Source organism: Neobacillus drentensis (assembly GCF_036962765.1).
Lineage (GTDB): Bacteria > Bacillota > Bacilli > Bacillales > Cytobacillaceae > Neobacillus > Neobacillus drentensis_C.
This window is the reverse complement of record NZ_JBALOS010000172.1, coordinates 3,026-22,095: the sequence shown is the minus strand read 5'-3', so window position 1 is coordinate 22,095 and position 19,070 is coordinate 3,026. Positions and strand designations below refer to the sequence as shown.

General features: G+C 37.2%; 19 protein-coding genes and 1 other annotated feature. Of the genes, 5 read left to right on the top strand and 14 right to left on the bottom strand.

The window, feature by feature from the left end; all coding sequences use genetic code 11:
- Nucleotides 1–137: 137 nt before the first annotated feature.
- Together V7137_RS30750 and trpS are read left to right on the top strand one after the other, a co-directional pair.
- Nucleotides 138–494, top strand: coding sequence for a DUF3899 domain-containing protein (locus V7137_RS30750; RefSeq protein WP_420490157.1), 357 nt, complete (start codon nucleotides 138–140; stop codon nucleotides 492–494).
- Nucleotides 495–549: 55 nt separating this feature from the next.
- Nucleotides 550–805 (top strand) — a binding site (T-box leader).
- 50 nt (nucleotides 806–855) lie between these two features.
- Nucleotides 856–1,848, top strand: coding sequence for a tryptophan--tRNA ligase (trpS, locus tag V7137_RS20695; RefSeq protein ID WP_335699826.1), 993 nt, complete (start codon nucleotides 856–858; stop codon nucleotides 1,846–1,848).
- A gap of 54 nt (nucleotides 1,849–1,902) precedes the next feature.
- Here the strand turns inward: trpS and V7137_RS20690 are convergent, their stop codons facing one another.
- From V7137_RS20690 to V7137_RS20650, 9 genes are all read right to left on the bottom strand, one after another.
- Nucleotides 1,903–2,649: a YjbA family protein gene (locus tag V7137_RS20690; RefSeq protein WP_335699825.1), complete on the bottom strand. Its 747-nt coding sequence runs from the start codon at nucleotides 2,647–2,649 to the stop codon at nucleotides 1,903–1,905.
- 331 nt (nucleotides 2,650–2,980) lie between these two features.
- Nucleotides 2,981–3,892, bottom strand: a complete 912-nt coding sequence (gene opp4C / locus V7137_RS20685; RefSeq protein ID WP_335699824.1) for an oligopeptide ABC transporter permease — start codon at nucleotides 3,890–3,892, stop codon at nucleotides 2,981–2,983.
- Nucleotides 3,893–3,905: 13 nt separating this feature from the next.
- Nucleotides 3,906–4,871: an oligopeptide ABC transporter permease gene (gene opp4B / locus V7137_RS20680; RefSeq protein WP_335699823.1), complete on the bottom strand. Its 966-nt coding sequence runs from the start codon at nucleotides 4,869–4,871 to the stop codon at nucleotides 3,906–3,908.
- Between the two features lie 164 nt (nucleotides 4,872–5,035).
- Nucleotides 5,036–6,751, bottom strand: coding sequence for an oligopeptide ABC transporter substrate-binding protein (gene opp4A / locus V7137_RS20675; RefSeq protein ID WP_335699822.1), 1,716 nt, complete (start codon nucleotides 6,749–6,751; stop codon nucleotides 5,036–5,038).
- 39 nt (nucleotides 6,752–6,790) lie between these two features.
- On the bottom strand, nucleotides 6,791–7,801 hold the full coding sequence (locus V7137_RS20670) for an ABC transporter ATP-binding protein (RefSeq protein WP_335699821.1): 1,011 nt from the start codon (nucleotides 7,799–7,801) through the stop codon (nucleotides 6,791–6,793).
- Nucleotides 7,801–8,823: an ABC transporter ATP-binding protein gene (locus tag V7137_RS20665; RefSeq protein ID WP_335699820.1), complete on the bottom strand. Its 1,023-nt coding sequence runs from the start codon at nucleotides 8,821–8,823 to the stop codon at nucleotides 7,801–7,803. The genes V7137_RS20670 and V7137_RS20665 overlap by 1 nt, the downstream gene beginning before the upstream one ends.
- A gap of 140 nt (nucleotides 8,824–8,963) precedes the next feature.
- Nucleotides 8,964–9,764, bottom strand: coding sequence for a DUF2268 domain-containing protein (locus V7137_RS20660; RefSeq protein WP_335699819.1), 801 nt, complete (start codon nucleotides 9,762–9,764; stop codon nucleotides 8,964–8,966).
- A 126-nt stretch (nucleotides 9,765–9,890) separates the two neighbouring features.
- Entirely contained in the window at nucleotides 9,891–11,129 is a 1,239-nt protein-coding gene (gene fabF, locus V7137_RS20655) for a beta-ketoacyl-ACP synthase II (protein WP_335699818.1), read from the bottom strand.
- A 45-nt stretch (nucleotides 11,130–11,174) separates the two neighbouring features.
- The gene (locus tag V7137_RS20650; protein WP_335699817.1) at nucleotides 11,175–12,107 is read right to left on the bottom strand and encodes a beta-ketoacyl-ACP synthase III; all 933 of its coding nucleotides are present in this window, start codon (nucleotides 12,105–12,107) and stop codon (nucleotides 11,175–11,177) included.
- A 206-nt stretch (nucleotides 12,108–12,313) separates the two neighbouring features.
- On the opposite strand from V7137_RS20650, the gene V7137_RS20645 reads away from it, so the two are divergent.
- Nucleotides 12,314–12,547, top strand: a complete 234-nt coding sequence (locus V7137_RS20645) for a hypothetical protein (RefSeq protein WP_335699816.1) — start codon at nucleotides 12,314–12,316, stop codon at nucleotides 12,545–12,547.
- 27 nt (nucleotides 12,548–12,574) lie between these two features.
- Here V7137_RS20645 and V7137_RS20640 read toward each other — a convergent pair whose 3' ends face one another.
- From V7137_RS20640 to V7137_RS20630, 3 genes are all read right to left on the bottom strand, one after another.
- A complete protein-coding gene (locus tag V7137_RS20640) occupies nucleotides 12,575–12,766 on the bottom strand; it encodes a ComZ family protein (RefSeq protein ID WP_335699815.1) in 192 nt (63 codons plus the stop codon).
- 259 nt (nucleotides 12,767–13,025) lie between these two features.
- Nucleotides 13,026–13,865 carry a hypothetical protein gene (locus V7137_RS20635; protein ID WP_335699814.1) on the bottom strand — a complete coding sequence of 280 codons (840 nt, stop codon included), beginning with the start codon at nucleotides 13,863–13,865 and terminating at the stop codon, nucleotides 13,026–13,028.
- Nucleotides 13,866–13,943: 78 nt separating this feature from the next.
- Nucleotides 13,944–14,666: a hydrolase gene (locus V7137_RS20630; RefSeq protein WP_335699813.1), complete on the bottom strand. Its 723-nt coding sequence runs from the start codon at nucleotides 14,664–14,666 to the stop codon at nucleotides 13,944–13,946.
- 239 nt (nucleotides 14,667–14,905) lie between these two features.
- On the opposite strand from V7137_RS20630, the gene V7137_RS20625 reads away from it, so the two are divergent.
- The gene (locus V7137_RS20625) at nucleotides 14,906–15,091 is read left to right on the top strand and encodes a YjzD family protein (RefSeq protein ID WP_335699812.1); all 186 of its coding nucleotides are present in this window, start codon (nucleotides 14,906–14,908) and stop codon (nucleotides 15,089–15,091) included.
- A gap of 39 nt (nucleotides 15,092–15,130) precedes the next feature.
- Here V7137_RS20625 and clpB read toward each other — a convergent pair whose 3' ends face one another.
- Together clpB and V7137_RS20615 are read right to left on the bottom strand one after the other, a co-directional pair.
- Nucleotides 15,131–17,728 (bottom strand): ATP-dependent chaperone ClpB, encoded by a 2,598-nt coding sequence (gene clpB / locus V7137_RS20620; protein ID WP_335699811.1) that lies wholly within the window; start codon nucleotides 17,726–17,728, stop codon nucleotides 15,131–15,133.
- Between the two features lie 155 nt (nucleotides 17,729–17,883).
- A complete protein-coding gene (locus V7137_RS20615; protein ID WP_335699810.1) occupies nucleotides 17,884–18,063 on the bottom strand; it encodes a YjzC family protein in 180 nt (59 codons plus the stop codon).
- A gap of 271 nt (nucleotides 18,064–18,334) precedes the next feature.
- Here V7137_RS20615 and V7137_RS20610 point away from each other — a divergent pair, with 271 nt between their 5' ends.
- A complete protein-coding gene (locus tag V7137_RS20610) occupies nucleotides 18,335–19,027 on the top strand; it encodes a Crp/Fnr family transcriptional regulator (protein ID WP_335699809.1) in 693 nt (230 codons plus the stop codon).
- The last annotated feature ends 43 nt before the right edge of the window (nucleotides 19,028–19,070 follow it).

Here is a 19,070-nt window from a genome sequence, read left to right as displayed (position 1 = left end):
TGAATTTTATTTACAGATTCGCAACAATCTTTACGTTAACATTACATTTTACTGTGACATAATTTAGACTTTTCCCGAATTTTTGTATAGTATAATTAGGTGAATCCCTAATAAATCAATCTTTTGGAGGTTATTTAGTGAATTATCAACTTAAGAAAAGTCTCTTAATATTGTCGATATCGCAACTTACGATAATTGCTATTTCTTTCATTGCTTATCACAAAGTTTCTTTATTAAGCTATATCAACATATCTTTTTATTTTACAGCAGTACTATTGTTAACCTCTTTACTCGTTTATACTATCCATTCTGGTTTCTATGATGTCATTTCTCGGTCATTTAGTTTCGCCTTTCAAAGAGGGCAAAATAAAAGACGATTTGATGAAATACCTCCTTTATCAGAACTTGTCACATTCAACCAAAAACCACTGGTCTTTTACGGGCTTATTAATGGACTGTTTATGGCTATTGCACTGGTCATATATTATTTTTAACTGACTTGAAATTTATTATGCGTTTCATTATAATAAGTACAATTGTATAGTTACTTAAAAGGCTATGATAAAGAGTAGTACGTATTTTCCTTCGGATCAGAGAGTTTGTGGGTGGTGAAAACAAACACGAATAAATACGGAATGGACTTTGGAGCCTCTGTCTGAACAGATATTTTTACGCTTTATTAAATAGTAGGATTAGACGTATCCTTGCGTTAAAAGGGGTCCAAATTATCTTCGAGATATTTTTGGCATTGAGTGACTCTTTTTGGAGTAATTTAGGGTGGTACCGCGAACCATTCGTCCCTATTCGTTTTGGGGGATGAATGGTTTTTTTATATATTTTTTTAGGAGGAAGTTAATTATGAAAACGATTTTTTCTGGTATTCAGCCAAGTGGAACGATAACACTTGGCAATTATATCGGAGCATTGAAACAATTTGTGGAAATGCAAAATGAATACAATTGCTACTTTTGTATTGTTGACCAGCATGCGATTACGGTTCCACAAGATCCTATAACATTACGGAAAAATATCCGAAGTCTAGCTGCATTGTATCTTGCAGTCGGAATTGATCCTAGCAAAGCTACTTTGTTTGTTCAGTCAGAGGTTCCAGCCCATGCTCAAGCAGGTTGGTTGATGCAATGTGTAGCTTATATAGGAGAATTAGAAAGAATGACTCAATTTAAGGATAAATCGACGGGGAAAGAGGCGGTTCAGGCTAGTTTATTAACCTATCCTCCCCTTATGGCAGCTGATATTCTTCTATATAACACGGATCTAGTCCCTGTAGGAGAAGATCAAAAGCAACATATGGAATTAACTCGTGACTTAGCTGAGCGATTTAATAAAAAATACAGTGACATATTAACCATACCTGAAATTAGTATTCCTAAGGTTGGTGCTAGAATTATGTCACTGCAAGAACCAACGAAGAAAATGAGCAAATCCGATCCAAATCTAAAGGCAAATATCACACCTTTGGATGATCCAAAGCAAATTGTTAAAAAGATTAAAAGTGCTGTTACCGATTCCGAAGGGATTGTTAAATTCGATAAAGAAAACAAGCCCGGTATATCAAACTTATTATCGATTTATTCGATCTTGGGCGGAAAGTCTATACCTGAAATTGAGGAAATGTATGAAGGAAAAGGTTATGGTGATTTTAAAAGCGACCTGGCAGATGTTGTTGTTAATGTCTTTAAACCAATTCAAGATAGGTACTATGAATTACTTGAATCATCAGAGCTTGACCGTATATTAGATGAGGGTGCCGAAAAAGCAAATCTAGTAGCTAATAGGACCCTTAAAAAAATGGAAAAAGCGATGGGCCTTGGCAGAAGAAAAAGGTAATAAAAAAAGCCTGTACCCAAAAGATATGTTGTTCATATCTTTTGAGTCAGGCTTTTAATTTACTTTTGGACCATGTTCCATCTCCCAAAGTTTCTCAAAAAACGGCTGCCCTTTTATAAGGTTTTCACAAAATGTTTCATGTCTCTTCGACCAGCCATGCTTTGTTTCCTCAAATAACTGTTCCCAAGCTGCTTCAAAATTTAATTCTTGAATCGTTGAATAATTCTCTGGGCACCATTCCGTATACCAATACCTTACTTCTGCTTCATTACTCGATGAAAGTAATTGGTCAATGGCCATAAATAACAGTTGTTTTAATTGACGTTCTTTTCTAGTTAAACCCCTCATCAATTCCGGTTCAGGTGAAAGAATGTGATAGTCCTTCAACCTTGGCTGCTCATAAAAGTGGTATTTATTCGCCTCATGTTGACCAATCATTTCATAAACCAACTGCTCTTGTCTTGGTATCAACCTACTTTTACGAATTGGGATATTATAGCCAATTGTGTCAATTGCCAAAATACCTATTCCATCTGTTACGACAAAGCAATAGTCAAGTTGAACTCTTTCATGGTTTTTTCTCAAATAAGCCTTCTGATAAATTTCATCTAGAAGCTGTTGAGGCAACTCTGACAAATCATTTTCAATGTAGTTAAACAAAATCGGTTCAACTTTCACCAATGGCACTTGGTCCAACAGTTCTACCCCATCATCCTTACGCCATTCATGAAAGTGACAAACATTATATCCGTTTTCTTCCCCTTCAAACCAATTTACCCATACATCATGAAGATACAACATTGTACAACCCCTCACTTCAAGAAACTGTTTGTAAATCAGTATGGGCAGACCTTAGTTAAATTATTCCTTTATATATATTTTGCTCCAATTCCATTTATGAACTTCGTTTATTTGTCCACTTCCTTTTATTATGTTGATTTCCGTTCCAGACGCTTATAAAGCAACGGCTATGTTAAACTTGCCTGTTAATTTCCGCTCCAGGCGCGTGCGGTTCGGGGAGCCTCCCGCAGGAGTCTTCGCGTCTGGAACGTAGAGCAACAAGGTACCAAAATCAACAATATGTTTTAACATAGCCAAAGCAAAAAAAATCTACCATGTTAATGGCAGATTTTTATCGTTTTGATTTTGGATTAAAGGCATCCTTGAGGCCTTCTCCGATAAAGTTAATCGATAAGATGGTAATTGTGATTATTAATGCAGGCGGGACCCAGATCCAAAGTTTAAATTGGAGAACATCGGGCTCGTTGGCGGAATTCAACATATTTCCCCAACTCGGAATTTCTTGAGGCACTCCAAAGCCAAGAAAACTTAAGCCTGTTTCTGCAACAATCATTGTAGCAAAGGTAATCGTCGCTTGAACAATAATTGTAGATAGTATATTTGGAAGTAAATGTTTAACGATTACTTTTGTTGGTGAACAACCAATAGAAATGGCTGCAGTAATGTATTCATTTTCTTTTTCTGCAAGAATCTTACTACGGACAATTCGTGCAATCCCCCCCCAACTTAGTAAGCTAATCGTTCCAATTAAGACCCATAACCCATTTACTTTTCCAAAAAGAATGGCATTTAAGACAATGACAAATACAATAAAAGGAAAGTTTAAGATAAAATCAGTAAATCTCATTAATAAGCTATCAACAGCACCGCCAAAATATCCTGAAATAGAGCCGATTAACGTGCCTATTAAAAGAACAAATAATGTACAACTTATCCCTACTAACAACGATATGCGCCCGCCATAAAGTAATCTTGTAAAGACATCGCGTCCAGACTTATCCGTTCCCAGCCAATGTTTACTAGATGGCTCTAACGACATTTGGCCTATGTTAATTCTGGTAATATCCGCAGTGGTAATATAAGGTGCAAGGATCGAAACTATAGTTACAACCAGTAAGAAGATAAGACTTGTCATTGCCAATTTATTTTTTAAAAACTTTTTTCGCGCAATTGCAAAAGGAGATAAACTTTTTTTCGGGGGTGTTACTAAAACTTCTTTCTCATTTTGTGTAACTATTTGCATTTATTCTCGCCCCCTAATCTAGCCTAATTCTCGGATCTACAACACCATATAAAACATCAGCAATTAAGTTGCCTATTAGTGTTAAGAAAGAGAATAACATCGTCAACGTCAAAAGTACTGGATAATCCCGTGTCCCGACAGATTGCAGGAATAGTTGTCCAAGACCAGGATACGTAAAAATGGTCTCGGTGATGATGGCGCCACTTATGATGGCAACGATATCAAAGCCTAAAAATGTTATAAGAGGAATAATGGAGTTTCTTAAAATATGAACATTGTATATCTTTCTTTCGGGAGTGCCTTTTGCACGGGCTGTACGGACATAATCCTTACGGCTGTTTTCAATAATATCATTCCGTAAAAATTGGGTATAACTTGCTGTACTTAATAATCCAAGAACAACTGCTGGTAAAAATACATGGTGGAACCGGCTTAACCACCATTCAAATGTTCCATCTGTTACTCCAATATCTACAGAGCCATTTGAAGGAAACCATCCTAGTGTAAATGAAAAGAAAAAGATGGCGAACACCCCAGCAATAAAAGATGGTATGGCCAAACCTATGTAATTTAATCCTCCAATTAGGTTATCTGTTAAGGTATAGGGCTTTCGCCCTGCATAGGACCCCATTAAAAATGCGAGGATATAGGTTATTAATATAGATGAAAAACCTAAAAGTATGGTGTTAGGGAGTCGTTGTCCAATAACCTCAGATACCTCTATTTTAAAACGTGTTGATTTCCCAAAATCCCCCTCCACGAAACCACTAATCCAACGGAAATACTGCTGAGGCAGCGGGTCGTTATATCCCAATTTCTCCCGCATTTCCGCGATATACTCTGGATTAGTATTTCTTGGATCAATTTCTCCACTTAACGAATCCCCCGGCATTAATTTTGCCAAAGTGAATACAACAATGGAGGTAAGGAGTAACATTGGAATCATTCCCAATATTCTTCGAAATGCATATTTCAACATGTGCATTCTCCTTGTCTAATAAGCTTTGGTAACAACAAGTTGTGTAGAACCAACACTCAACTTGTTCAAATGGGAGAAGTAAGCCCTCTCCCATTTGATGTTCAAGATTAAGTTGGTATTTTAAACCCTTGTATAATTCTTATTACAACTTAATAAAACCGTACCTATTGCTTAATCCACCATTCATTTGGACGATTCATACCAGAAACGTCAAATTTAACGTTCTGAACTCGTTTGCTTACAGCCATTGTTTCCTCTAGCTCTGCAATTGGTAGTGCAGGCAGATCTTGCATGAATAGTTTTTGCCATTGGACATATAGGTCCTTACGTTTCTCGTTATCTGTTCCAACTACTTTGATATCAAGTGCTTGATCTAGTAATTTATCGCTTTCAGCATTTACCCAGCGTGGATAGTTCCAAACTGCTTTTGATCCCCAAAGTGGTGTCGGATCTGGGTCTGAACCAGTTGACCAACCACCGAAGAATACTTCCATTGATTTATCAGCTTTATCAAGCATTTCGTAATAAAGGTTTACATCCGTCATAGTTAATTTTGTTTTTAAGCCAACTGCTTCCCAATATTGAGTCATTGCCTTGGCACGGGATTCAAATGTAGGGTTATCAGTTGCATAGTGGCTAAAGTTTACAACAAATTTCTTACCATTTGGATCTTCACGGAAGCCATCACCATCAACATCTTTGTATCCTGCTTCATCTAATAATGCTTTAGCCTTTTCAGGATCATATTTGTATTGTTCTAACTCTTCATTCGGTGCCGCGATCCAATGGTTTGTAGGGATTGGACGGTTTACTGGTTTACCAACTCCAAAGAAAAACGCCTTAACCCATTCTTCACGGTTAATTGCATAATACATAGCTTCACGAAGCTTTTTCTCTTGGTATTTAGGTTCATTCATGATGTTTTTCTCGCCATCCCATGTACCTAATCTGAAACCTACGTAGTAATAGCTTACGCCAGGATACGTTACAGCATTTACATTATCAAGTGCTTTCACTTGATCAATAATACTTGGATGGAAAGAAGTCATATCAAGTGTTCCATTTTTAAGTTCCCCAACAGAAAGAGATGGATCGATAACTTTAATAACTACTTTTTCGATATGTGGTTTGCCGCCAAAGTAATCATCAAAACGTTCCATTTCTATGGATTCACCTGGGATAACTTTAGTTACTTTAAATGGTCCTAAACCAACAGGCTTTGTCCGAACTTGTTCAGATCCCATCATATCTTTCACTGCCATGCCTTTAAATTCTGTACGGTTCATAGGGTATGTCCAAAGATTATCCAGGTTGTTTACACGAGCTTTATCAAATGTAATTTGAATGTGGTAATCGTCAATAACTTTTATACCAGCGATTTCTTTCGCTTTTCCATCATGATAATCTTGTGCACCTACGATATTTCTTACGTTATCAAAACGAGGACCATCATAATCCTTATCAGCAATAACTTTCAGTGCGAACTCCCAGTCTTTAACTGATAATTCATCGCCATTATGCCACTTGACGCCTTGTTTAATTTCAAAATCAAACACTTTATTGTCCGTCGTTTTCCATGTAGCGATATGCGGCTGTGCTTTTAAGTTTTCGTCATAATCAATTAGGTTTTCATCAAAAAAATCAATTACATATTGATCCGCTGCATTTCCATAGAAAGTGTAGTTAAACTTACCCTCAGGTGCAGAATCCAATGCATAAACTAGTGTTCCGCCATCTTGTGGTTTTTCGGATGTTTCACCAGACTTTCCATCATTTTCATTGCTCGATGTTCCTGCTTTTTCTCCGCCGCTGCAAGCCGCTAAAAAAGCAGATAGGACTAGCATTAATGCTGCTAACAGAAGCATACTACTCTTCTTCATTTGTTTACCCCCCTATGATTTTTATTTTTCCTACTTTTTTTAATAAAGGTGGCAAGCTACTCGATGAGAGGGCTTCACCTCCTTTAGTACTGGCTTACTTTTAGAACATTCCTCCATTGCCATTGGGCAGCGCGGATGGAATGAGCAACCCGTTGGTGGATTGATTGGGCTTGGCACATCCCCTTTTAGGATAATCCGCTCCTTTTTTATCCTTGGATCAGGCGATGGGATTGCAGAAATTAATGCTTGAGTATATGGATGGAGAGGCTCCGTGTATAAGCTGTCTTTATCCGCAACCTCAACCATATTCCCTAAGTACATGACACCAATTCGGTCACTCATGTGTTTAACAACACTTAGGTCGTGGGCAATAAAAAGAAAAGTAAGGTTAAATTCTTCCTGTAAGTCTTTTAACAGGTTTAAAACCTGTGATTGAACGGAAACGTCTAGTGCTGAAACAGGTTCATCAGCAATAATTAGTTTCGGCTTTAGTGCAAGCGCTCTAGCAATTCCAATTCTTTGGCGCTGCCCCCCAGAAAACTCATGTGCATACTTATAATAGGCATCTGGCGGCAAACCTACTTTATTTAATAAATCCATAACTTCCTGTTTTAATTCAGCCTTCGTTTTTTTAGAAAAGTTATAAATAGGTTCTGCGATAATGTCTCCGACCATTTGCATCGGATTCAAAGAAGCGTACGGATCCTGAAACACCATTTGCATATCTTTTCGAATCTCTCGCAGTGATCTGCCTGTTACTTTAGTAATGTCTTTCCCGTTAAAGAAAATCTGGCCTTCGGTTGGCTTTAATAGTCGAAGAATGGTTCTCCCTGCAGTTGATTTACCACAGCCGGATTCACCAACCAGTCCAAGTGTTTCTCCTCTTTTAATCTCAAATGAGATATTATCCACTGCTTTTACATTCCCAATCGTACGCTTTAAAAATCCGCCCTTAACTGGGTAATAGGTTTTAAGATTTTTAATCTCTAATAGATTTTCAGATTGCAAGGGAGATTGCTCCCCCTGTTTATGTATTGAAACAGTACTCATTAACTCACCCCTTCTTTTGGTTTACTTGTTTCATAGAGTAAACAGGCAACTTCATGGCCATGTTCTACATCTTCAAGTAATGGGGTAATTGTAGTACACTCGGGCATTGCTCTAGGACATCGATTTGCAAAACGACAGCCTGTTTTTGGCATATTTATAAGTGATGGCACGATTCCCTTAATAGAACTTAACCGTTCTTCTTGTCCATCCATTTTCGGGATTGCACCTAATAGTAAACTAGTATATGGATGTTTTGGATTGTGGAAAAGAGTTTCAACATCAGTTCTTTCTACAATCCTTCCAGCGTACATCACCATTACTTCATCACACATTTCAGCTATTACACCTAAATCATGTGTGATTAAAATAACGGACATGTCATTTACAGCTTGAATTTCTTTTAGAAGTTCTAATATTTGAGCTTGAACCGTAACGTCAAGCGCAGTTGTTGGTTCATCCGCAATTAATAATTTAGGCTGACATGCGATGGCAATCGCAATCATAACCCGCTGTCTCATTCCTCCAGATAGTTGATGTGGATACTCATCAATTATTTTATCAGGTCTTGAAATGCCAACACTTTTTAATAGGGCGATCGACCTTAGCCTAGCCTCTTTCTTAGTAATTTTTAAATGATTAAAAAGGACCTCTTGTAGTTGATAGCCGATGGTAAAGACCGGATTTAATGAAGTCATCGGCTCTTGAAAAATCATCGAAACGTCTTTTCCGCGAATTCTATTGATTTGAGATTCTGACATTTTCTCAAGATTTACTCCATCAAATATAACCTCTCCTGCCTTAATTTTCCCGCTTCCTTTAGGCAGTAACTTCATAATGGAGAGACTCATGACTGATTTGCCGCAGCCAGACTCCCCAACAATACCAACAATTTGCCTAGGCTTAACATTAAATGAAACATTTTCAACTGCATTATAATCATTTCCCTCAATATCAAATGCAGTCTCTAAATTTTTGACTTCTAGCAGTGGTGCCTCTTTGTGCAGCGTTTTTTTTGTGCTCATAGTACACCCTCTAACTTTTTAAATTATTCTGTTTATTCAAACTATTTTATAAAAATTCTATTACGGAATTGTTACAAAAGCAATATTTTTTTGAAAAATTAAAAATATTTACTAAATTTTTTCTTTTTAAAACCCTAATTTTATTGGCTTTTTTCGAGGTAATTATTATAGTTATCTAGGTATTTTTTTGCGGGATTCGAAAAAGATAGTTTCGTAGAATAATGATGGGATTGGTAATAATGTTTAACAATACTATACCCCATTGCATATCCGAGTAATTTAGGTAGCCTTCCCTCCCCGTACAGTAATTCATCGTGTACTCTTTCATTTTTTTTCTTGGCTAGTTGGTTTTTTATATATTTATCCCAAAACATAATGAGCTCCTTTTCACTATACATACGGCACCATGAAGCTAAATATTCCGAACCGCAATTTTTTAAAACAGCATATTCTGCTAGACCTTCAATGATAATGGAATCAAGCAAGGTATAGTCTTCCATTCTTTTATTTAACAGAGTAAGCCGGCAGACGTGATGGTATTCATGGACCAATAGTGCCTCTACTTCCTTCAAATCTTCACAATGCGAGAGAAAAAGAAACATTTTATCTGGGAACGAAACTCCCGCTTTACTCTTGCCTTCTCTGAAAAAGAATCCGCCCGCTTGTGCTACAGGAAAGAGAAAAACGGGTATGTCAGGGCCATTCCATTTTTCTTTATATTGATGAAAGAGTTGTTCAACTTGATCCCACGCATTTTGTTCCTTCATTCGATCATACATAATCCGAGCGGACCGAGACGGCCGGTACATCCCAAAATTCACTAATTGATTGTATATTTCCTTTGAAGTTTGCTTTTTAAAAAATGGTTCAAGTTTTTCACACATCTTAACTGGCCTTTCAAACTCATTCATTAACCATTGATCCGTTCGAATGATTCCCATAACCTCACCCCATTAACTTTAACTCTCTGAACAGTTTATGAAGGTAATAAAAATGTGGTTCATAGATAAAAATGATTTAATGGCAAAAAAAAAATGACCAGACATTAGTCTGGTCGATCAAAAGACTTATTCGTATTTTTTGAATACTATCGTTGCGTTGTGCCCGCCAAAGCCTAGTGAATTACTCATCGCTGCTTGAATTTCCATTGGACGTGCTATATTCGCTACATAATCTAAGTCACATTCAGGATCTGGTGTTTCATAGTTAATGGTTGGAGGAAGCATACTGTCTCTTATCGCTAATACCGTAAAAATCGCTTCTACACCACCTGCAGCACCAAGAAGATGCCCCGTCATTGATTTAGTGGAGCTTATTGCTAATTTATATGCGTGCTCACCAAATACCTCTTTAACTGCAAGGGTTTCAAACTTGTCATTATACCCCGTACTTGTTCCATGGGCGTTTACATAATCAATTTCCTCAGGCTTTAACCCGCCGTCATTAATGGCCATTTTCATTGCACGGGCGCCGCCTTCACCACCTGGTGCTGGTGCAGTAATATGATAGGCATCACCAGTTGCACCATAGCCGACAATTTCAGCATAAATTTTAGCACCACGTGCTAATGCGTGTTCAAGTTCTTCCAAGACAATAATCCCTGCACCCTCGCCAATGACAAAGCCATCACGGTTTTTATCAAATGGTCTGCTAGCCGTCTTGGGGTCTGGATTTGTGGAAAGAGCAGTATTCGCACAAAAGCCAGCGACTGACATTCTGGTTATCGGTGCTTCCGCTCCGCCGGTTACCATTGCATCTGCATCACCGCGTTGAATTACTTTAAAGGCATCACCAATTGAATTTGTTCCCGTTGCGCAGGCGGTTACCGTACAAGAGTTGAAGCCTCGTGCACCTAAGGTAATTGAAACTTGTCCAGTTGCCATATCAGGAATTAACATTGGTACAAAAAACGGACTTACCCGCTTGTATCCTCTTTTTTGAAAAATCTCGAATTGCTGTTCAAAGGTTTCCATACCGCCTATACCGGAACCAATCCATACTCCCACACGATGGGAGTTATCTTCGTTAATTGTTAAATCAGCATCTTTCACTGCCATTAATGCCGATGCCACAGCAAACTGTGTAAACCGATCCATTTTACGGGCATCTTTTCTATCCATGAAAGCTTCAGGATCAAAATCCGTTGATTCTGCGGCAACTTTTGCTGGATATTCATCTGCATTGACCCTTGTCAAAGGACCAATTCCAGATTTCCCTTCTAATATGTTTTTCCATGTTGTTTCGGCATCATTTCCAAGCGGCGTTACGGCACCTATGCCTGTTACTACAACCCTGCGATTTTCCATATTATCTATCTCCTTCATTTCTTAGCTTTTTCAAAAATGTATCCTTTATTTTCCCCATTTGATGGCAATCGCACCCCAGGTTAGGCCTCCGCCAAAACCTACCATGACGATGATGTCATCATCTTTAATTCTTCCCTCTTCTAAATCTTCCACAATCGAAATTGGAATTGATGCAGCAGATGTATTACCATATTTATGAATGGTTTTTGACATTTTTTCAACAGGCAATTCTAATCTTTGTCTTGATGCTTCCATAATACGAATATTAGCCTGATGAGGAATTAGGAAATCGACATCGTCTTTAGTTAATCCTGCTTTTTCGAGAACATTTATACAACTCTCACCCATTTGCCTTACTGCAAATTTAAACACTTCGCGACCATTCATAATTATATATTCATCCTGGAACAAGTGTTTAGATCCAGTCCCATCAGCACCAAGTTCAAAGGAAAGAATCCCTCGATTTTCTGACACTGGACCGATAACTGTGGCTCCAGCCCCATCCCCAAATAATACCGCAGTATTACGGTCAGACCAGTCAGTAATTTTCGAAAGCTTTTCCACACCAACCACTAAGACATATTTATAAACTTCTGATTCAATGAATTGCTTCCCGGTCACAATCCCATACATAAAACCTGCACAGGCTGCACTGACATCCATTGCAGCTGCCTTGGTTGCTCCCAGCCTTTCTTGAATTCTGCAGGCAACCGATGGAAAAGGAGTATCAGGAGTAACCGTTGCTACCAAAATTAAATCGATTTCATCAGCAGTAATACCTGCATCTTCTATAGCTTTTTGGGCTGCTTCAAAAGCCATATCCGAAGTATTAACGTCATCCGAAGCAATTCTTCTTTCTTCGATTCCTGTCATTGTACGAATCCATTCATCGGATGTATCCATGATCTTTTCTAAATCCTTATTGGTAACAATTTTTTCTGGTAAATATCTACCGATACCTACAATCCCTGCTTTCACACGTTCCATCTCCTTTATATATGGAAAGATTCTCTATATCCTTTTGTTTAATATCAATTCTTATGACTTGGTACTAATTTTATCAAATGAAACCCGTTTTAAGCAACTGTTTCTTCTTAATTTTATTCCTCCGCTAATGTACATACCTTTTATTCGTTTAATCATATTCTATCCTATGGAGTAATCTGAAAGGAGCCATATTAATCATGGGAGACAATAGTCAAAATCACCAGAAGAATCTTGAGCGTTTTAATGATTTGATGTTTGGTACACGAGGCGAACAACACCGAAAGGATTATCATTCCCAAGAATCTTCTACAAATTCATCCTCAATTGATTATGAAGAGATTTTAAGTTCAATTGATAAGATTATTGAATCAGTAGGTAGTTTAAAACCCGTCGTACAATCAGTATTAGGACAAATATTAAAAAAGAAATAAGCTCTCGAATCGAGAGCTTATTTCTTTTTAGATTTCTTTTTGCCCTTCAGCTAACCCAAGTTCATATGCTTCTTGCATGACCTTTGTAAAAAGATTCATAAACGGCTCGATTAACTCCATCGATAGTTCCACGCCAGCCCTGTCTAATTGTTCTTTAGCTTCAGGTAAGTATTTCATCGCGATCTGCATAAATTCTAACGTTTTATCTTGACTGTTCATATATACTCCTTCGAATGTCATTAGCTAAGGCTCTTTTCGTAAACTTTGTTGCTTTTGGAACTTAAAATGGGTCATTTACTTAGTTTCTAGGCAATTTTCGCAATTGTTCTTACGAAAAAGATGCCACGAAAGCACTAGTTAAACGAGTTGATGAACTTATACGAAAAACTACAATCTTTGCGAAAATAGCCTTCACTAAAAGAATTTCTTTATTTCATCATCCCACTTCCAACATATTCTATACAAAAATGACGACCTTTTACAAACGATTTGCATACAATCGTTGCACTTGCTCCAATTGTTCTTGAATTGATTTCATCAATGGGGTTACTTTTTTAACCGCAATTGTTTTAATGTCAGAATTTAAAAGTAATGATTCAGCCCTATTTTTACTGACAAGATTTTCAGTAATATTTAGATAATCAGCACAGCTTGACCAATAATTGTTCCTTCCACTTTCAAGCAAATAACTGCCTGACTTTCCTTTTTCAATAATTTCTAAAATCGATTCCAATGCATCATTAATAAATAGGGCATCATCTGTCCATTCGCGCTCGTCATTTGTTATATTTATTTCTTGGTATTTTGAAACCATAACTTTTTGAAACAAAAAAGCAGACGATTGCCATGGACCATAAACTGCAGGCAGGTAAATGAACTGCGTTTTTTTTCCTAACCCTTTTATTAAACTTAAGAATTCCTCTATTTCATTACCCTTAAATGTCTTTGTAAGAATTTGAATGGGAAGAATAAAAACAGTATTGTTTACGTTCTTACTGCCCGCCAAATATTCAATCATCCGCTTGGTTACTTTTTTATCCTGTAAGATATGTTCTTTTTTGCTCATAAAAAGGTCAAAGATTGATATGATAAGACAGGTATCATTCTCATCTTTCTCTTGAAGACTTTCCCATTCGAATATTGATTGCTCTAACAAATTGGCATTTCGGCCCACTTCAAATCTTTTTTCTTCTAGAAATGATTGATTATCCGGTTCTTCTAAATGAACGCCTATAACTTCTACCCCTTTATTTAACAAACTTTTGCAAATATGAAAATTTACAAAGTCATACAAACCAAATAGAATTGCCTTGTCCATTAATCTTCCTCCCCACACTAACCTTAATGAATCCTATGCGCGTCACGAAGGAATTATTTCTTGTGGGGAGGATGAATCTTACAACACAGATTCATGGCTGTTAAAAAACTTTATCATTATGTTTCCTAGTTGTTGTTTCTTTTCTGAAAGAATAAACGTTGGATTTATTTCTGAAACACTAAAAAGTTTGTGATACAATTTAGATTGGTTATACGATTTTCCTCCAGATAGAACATGGATTATTTTAACGGGACAATCAAATGGATGATTAATCGATTCTTCCATACTAATCATTGTATTTTCAAGTACCTTCTGATCCATTTGATGCGCTAATGCTAATTCTCTCAGTAACTTTTTATAAAAAAATTTATGTTCCTTCTCTTGTTCAAGATGATTTTTTAAGGACAGTATCGGATTTAGCAAAATGACCGATCTAATCCTGTCTTTCATTTGGTCCATTAACTTTAATGCCACCAGTGCCCCCATACCTTCGGCCAAAATATGAATTTTGTTATTAAGAATTTCGCTTCGTATTACATGCTGGTATAACCGCTGAGCAAGTTCAACAGCATTGTCGCTCCCCCAGTTTCGCCCATAAAGATTCGAGGAAAAAATGGTGTACCCTTTTTCTTTCAATTTGTTGATAATGGCTAATTTACCTTCATTTTGTGTCCAAAAGCATTTACAGTCATCAACAAAATGCCTTTCATCTCCAATGATTAAGATCCCAAATCCTGTAGGCTTTTCTGGGTAATGAATAATATTCCATTGGGTATCCATCTGAAAATTGCGATTCTCCATCGATAAATCTCCTTTTCCATATTTCCTCACAGTATTGTATGCCGCTGTATCAAAGATGAAAGGGGTTTTGCCTATTTTTGGATGGGTCAATTGGAAATCAAACAAGTCTGCAATTAAAATAAAACCACTAGTTAACACCATGCTACAACTTACCATTGGTCGAAGTTTCACTTTATCATTTCAGAATCATATGCTAATATTAATAAAGATGTAAAATAGGTTGTTAGAGGTGAAGAATGATGCGATTTTTTTGGACCCTTTTCTGGTCATTTCTATTAGTGCAAATGCTTACATATGTAGTGAGCTCAATGACTGCAGGTGCTGAATATGATTTCGTTACTGGTACTATTGCTGCAGTTGGTGTAACGATTTTGATTTACGTTATCACTGCATTGATTCCAAACGAGCCCGTCTCAAAACATTAAAAAAAAGGTCATCCTAGCGGATGACCTTTTTTATTGGGTTCATTCATTAATAGCTAAAGTAATTTCCCCATTGTTAATACCTATCTCTACTTTTGTTTGATCGTGTAATTTGCCAGCAATAATTTCACGGGCAAGTTTGGTCTCAATCTTTCTTTGGATAAATCGTTTTAAAGGTCTAGCCCCATAAATAGGATCGAATCCATTTGCAGCAATAAATTCTTTTGCATTCTCATGGATGATAATATCTATTTGTTGATGTTTTAAACGATTTTGCAATTCTCTCATCATTTTTGCAACAATATTCTTTATCTCATCTAATGATAATGGCTTAAAGAGGATCGTCTCGTCTATTCGATTTAAAAACTCTGGCCGGAAATGAGCCCTTAATTGACTCATCACTTTTTCCCAAACGGTATCAGCGATTTCAAATTCTGTCTCACTTCGTTCAAGTAAAAATTGGGAACCAATATTGGATGTCATAATAATAACCGTATTTTTAAAGTCGACTACACGCCCTTGTGAGTCTGTAATTCTTCCGTCATCAAGGGCCTGTAGAAGAATATTAAAGACCTCAGGATGTGCTTTTTCAATTTCGTCCATTAAGATTACCGAATACGGTTTTCTCCTAACTGCTTCGGTTAATTGCCCGCCCTCTTCATAGCCCACATATCCAGGAGGAGCACCAATTAACCGAGAAACAGCATGCTTTTCCATATATTCTGACATATCAATACGGATGATATGTTCTTCACTGTCAAATAAAGATTCCGCCAACGCTTTTGCTAACTCTGTTTTCCCAACACCAGTTGGCCCAAAAAATAAAAACGATCCAATCGGCCGGTTAGGGTCTTTAATTCCAGCGCGAGCCCTTAGAACTGCATCTGCCACTAGATTTACAGCTTCATTCTGGCCGATTACTCTTTCATGCAGGATTGATTCCAATTTTAGCAACTTCTCGCGTTCACCTTCGACTAGTTTCGATAGCGGTATCCCCGTCCACCTGGATACGATGTTGGATATTTCTCCCCCTGTTACTTCTTCGCGAAGTAATCTTTCATCCTTAGCGGTAGCTGTTTCGAGTTCTTGCAGCTCTTTTTCTGCTAACGGAATTTGACCATGCCGAAGTTCTGCAGCACGATTTAAATCGTATTGATCCTCTGCTTGTTGAAGTTCCCAGCGAAGTTTCTCTAATTGCTCTCTTTTCTCCTGCAAAATTTGAATACTTTGTTTCTCATGGAGCCATTTTGCTTTCATTTCATTGGCCGTCTCTTTAAGTTCAGCAAGCTCTTTTAGCAGTGCTTCCAGCCGTATCCTGCTTCCTTCATCCGTCTCCTTACTTAATGCAGCTTCTTCAATTTCTAGCTGCATAACCCTGCGTGTTACTTCATCTAATTCTGTTGGCATAGAATCGATTTCAGTACGGATTAGTGCACATGCTTCGTCGACGAGATCAATTGCTTTATCTGGCAAGAATCGATCAGTGATATAACGATCAGATAATGTTGCTGCCGCTACTAAAGCATGATCATGAATTTTAACACCATGGTGAACTTCATATCGCTCTTTTAAGCCTCTTAAAATTGAAATGGTATCTTCAACATTTGGTTCTTGGACGAGTACTTGCTGAAATCTACGTTCAAGTGCAGGATCTTTCTCGATATATTTTCGATGTTCATCAAGAGTCGTTGCACCAATACAATGAAGTTCACCTCGTGCAAGCATTGGTTTTAACATATTCCCTGCATCCATCGCACCTTCTGTTTTCCCAGCGCCTACTATTGTATGAATTTCATCAATAAATAATAAAATCCTTCCTTCACTCTTTTTAACCTCATTTAAAACTGCCTTTAGTCGTTCTTCAAACTCACCTCTAAATTTGGCACCAGCAATTAACGCACTCATATCTAATGAAAAAATGGTTTTTTCTTTTAAACCTTCTGGAACATCTTTTCTAACAATTCTTTGTGCCAGCCCCTCAACAATAGCTGTTTTCCCCACACCCGGTTCCCCGATTAACACGGGATTATTCTTTGTTTTTCTTGATAAAATTCGAATGACATTTCGAATTTCAGAATCACGTCCAATAACAGGATCCATTTTTCCTGCTCTAACCTCTGCTACAAGATCCCGTCCATATTTTTTTAGGGCATCGTAGCCTGCTTCGGGATTTTGTGATGTCACCCTTTGGTTCCCCCTTATATCTTTAATAGCTTGTAAAACATCCTCTGGTCGTTTCCCAACCAGTCGTAAAATCTTTCGCACTTCTGAGTCATCAGAATAAACTGCAGCTAATAAAATATGCTCGACTGATAAATACTCATCCGAAAATTTCTTCGCATACTCTTCTGCCTTAACAAGTAATTTTTGCAGTTTATCTGTAATATATAGCTTTCCTTGTTCCGCTCCACTACCGGTAACCACGGGTATTTTAGCCAGGGATTCCAGTAGTTCCTTTTTTGTTCTTTCAGAAGATACACCCGTTCTTTCTAATATGGCTGAAATGAGGCTATCTTCTTGACCCATTAACGATATAAATAAATGTGCTTCATCAATCTCTTGATGATTTTTCGTTACAGCTAATGATTGAGCATCCATCAATCCTTTCTGTAACCGTTCTGTCATTCGGTTCATATCCATCTTTCAAACTCCCTCTTTGACCAATTTTGACCTTTATCTTTATTATAAAACAATCCTGTTCAAAAAGGAAATTTCACCATACACTGGCCGTCTCTAAAATTACAGGGTATACAAAAGAAAAAGCCACCCAATGGATGACCTTTTCTGTATAAAGTTTATGGTTTTCGCTGATATGACCAAACACGTTCATCATTGGATGTCTCGGGAAACGTATCCCCCGCCTTAAGCTTAATCTTTTTAGGATTATTCACGTTGCTTCCCGTATCGCCTACTTCAATATATACACCATTATTAGGTGCTTTACTCCCTGATTTAAACTGACGATTTTGTCCCATTCTTTTCCCTCCTTTTCTTCACACTGTTATTATTTCCTTTTCACGCTCTGTCATTATTGGCATTTCTTACAAATTCATTTACTAATCGACATTATTTCCTAAGAAATATACCAACTTCAAATCGAAGTTATGACGATTGTATGAACTTATTGTTCATTTATTGCTAATTAATCTTTGTAAACAATATAATTATAGTATTATCTTTTAAATCCAACCTTGACTGTCCATTTTTTTCAATCAAATTTTCGTACCTGTAAAGGTGGTTATGAGTATGCAGTCATCAAAAGAAATACCAGTAACACTGTCCCATCTTTTTGATACCGTTCACCATATAAAAAAAGTTGAAAAAGGAACTTTTTTATTCCAGGAAGGATCTATTGCTGATGAAATGTACATTGTTCAAAGCGGAATTTTGCAAATCAGCAAGATTATTCCTGATGGAAGAGAGCTTACACTTAGAATGTGTTCACATGGTGATTTTGTCGGTGAATTAAACCTATTCTCCCCTTCTTCTAGATATTTATTAAGTGCCCGTGTAATTGAAAGTGGTGAAGTAGGCGTCATTATGAAAGAAACGCTTGAGGAAAAACTCTCGCAAAATTTGTCGCTTTCATTCGAATTCATACAATGGATGAGCCAACAATACCGAAAAACTCAAACTAAGTTTCGTGATTTGGTTCTTCACGGTAAAAAAGGTGCTTTGTACTCCACACTAATTCGATTTTCCAATAGTTATGGGATTAAAACAAATAATGGAATATTAATCGAGTTACCACTAACTAATCAAGAGTTAGCCAATTTTTGCGGTACTTCACGAGAAGTTGTCAATCGCTTGTTAAGCGATTTACGTAAGTGTGGAGTTCTAACTATTGATAAGGGCATGATTTCGATTCATGATTTAGACTATTTAAAGAAAGAAATCGATTGTGAGGACTGTCCAGTGGAAATTTGTAAAGTGGATTAAATATCTTAGAGAATAACATAGCAATTGGCTATGTTAAAGCTTA

What these genes read in the sequence shown, in the direction of transcription:
- V7137_RS20690 (WP_335699825.1), bottom strand. Translation starts at nt 2,649, where the DNA reads ATGTTGTATCTTCATGATGTATGGGTAAATTGGTTTGAAGGGGAAGAA.
- opp4C (WP_335699824.1), bottom strand. Translation starts at nt 3,892, where the DNA reads ATGCAAATAGTTACACAAAATGAGAAAGAAGTTTTAGTAACACCCCCG.
- opp4B (WP_335699823.1), bottom strand. Translation starts at nt 4,871, where the DNA reads ATGTTGAAATATGCATTTCGAAGAATATTGGGAATGATTCCAATGTTA.
- opp4A (WP_335699822.1), bottom strand. Translation starts at nt 6,751, where the DNA reads ATGAAGAAGAGTAGTATGCTTCTGTTAGCAGCATTAATGCTAGTCCTA.
- V7137_RS20670 (WP_335699821.1), bottom strand. Translation starts at nt 7,801, where the DNA reads ATGAGTACTGTTTCAATACATAAACAGGGGGAGCAATCTCCCTTGCAA.
- V7137_RS20665 (WP_335699820.1), bottom strand. Translation starts at nt 8,823, where the DNA reads ATGAGCACAAAAAAAACGCTGCACAAAGAGGCACCACTGCTAGAAGTC.
- V7137_RS20660 (WP_335699819.1), bottom strand. Translation starts at nt 9,764, where the DNA reads ATGGGAATCATTCGAACGGATCAATGGTTAATGAATGAGTTTGAAAGG.
- fabF (WP_335699818.1), bottom strand. Translation starts at nt 11,129, where the DNA reads ATGGAAAATCGCAGGGTTGTAGTAACAGGCATAGGTGCCGTAACGCCG.
- V7137_RS20645 (WP_335699816.1), top strand. Translation starts at nt 12,314, where the DNA reads ATGGGAGACAATAGTCAAAATCACCAGAAGAATCTTGAGCGTTTTAAT.
- V7137_RS20640 (WP_335699815.1), bottom strand. Translation starts at nt 12,766, where the DNA reads ATGAACAGTCAAGATAAAACGTTAGAATTTATGCAGATCGCGATGAAA.
- V7137_RS20635 (WP_335699814.1), bottom strand. Translation starts at nt 13,865, where the DNA reads ATGGACAAGGCAATTCTATTTGGTTTGTATGACTTTGTAAATTTTCAT.
- V7137_RS20630 (WP_335699813.1), bottom strand. Translation starts at nt 14,666, where the DNA reads ATGGAGAATCGCAATTTTCAGATGGATACCCAATGGAATATTATTCAT.
- V7137_RS20625 (WP_335699812.1), top strand. Translation starts at nt 14,906, where the DNA reads ATGCGATTTTTTTGGACCCTTTTCTGGTCATTTCTATTAGTGCAAATG.
- clpB (WP_335699811.1), bottom strand. Translation starts at nt 17,728, where the DNA reads ATGGATATGAACCGAATGACAGAACGGTTACAGAAAGGATTGATGGAT.
- V7137_RS20615 (WP_335699810.1), bottom strand. Translation starts at nt 18,063, where the DNA reads ATGGGACAAAATCGTCAGTTTAAATCAGGGAGTAAAGCACCTAATAAT.
- V7137_RS20610 (WP_335699809.1), top strand. Translation starts at nt 18,335, where the DNA reads ATGCAGTCATCAAAAGAAATACCAGTAACACTGTCCCATCTTTTTGAT.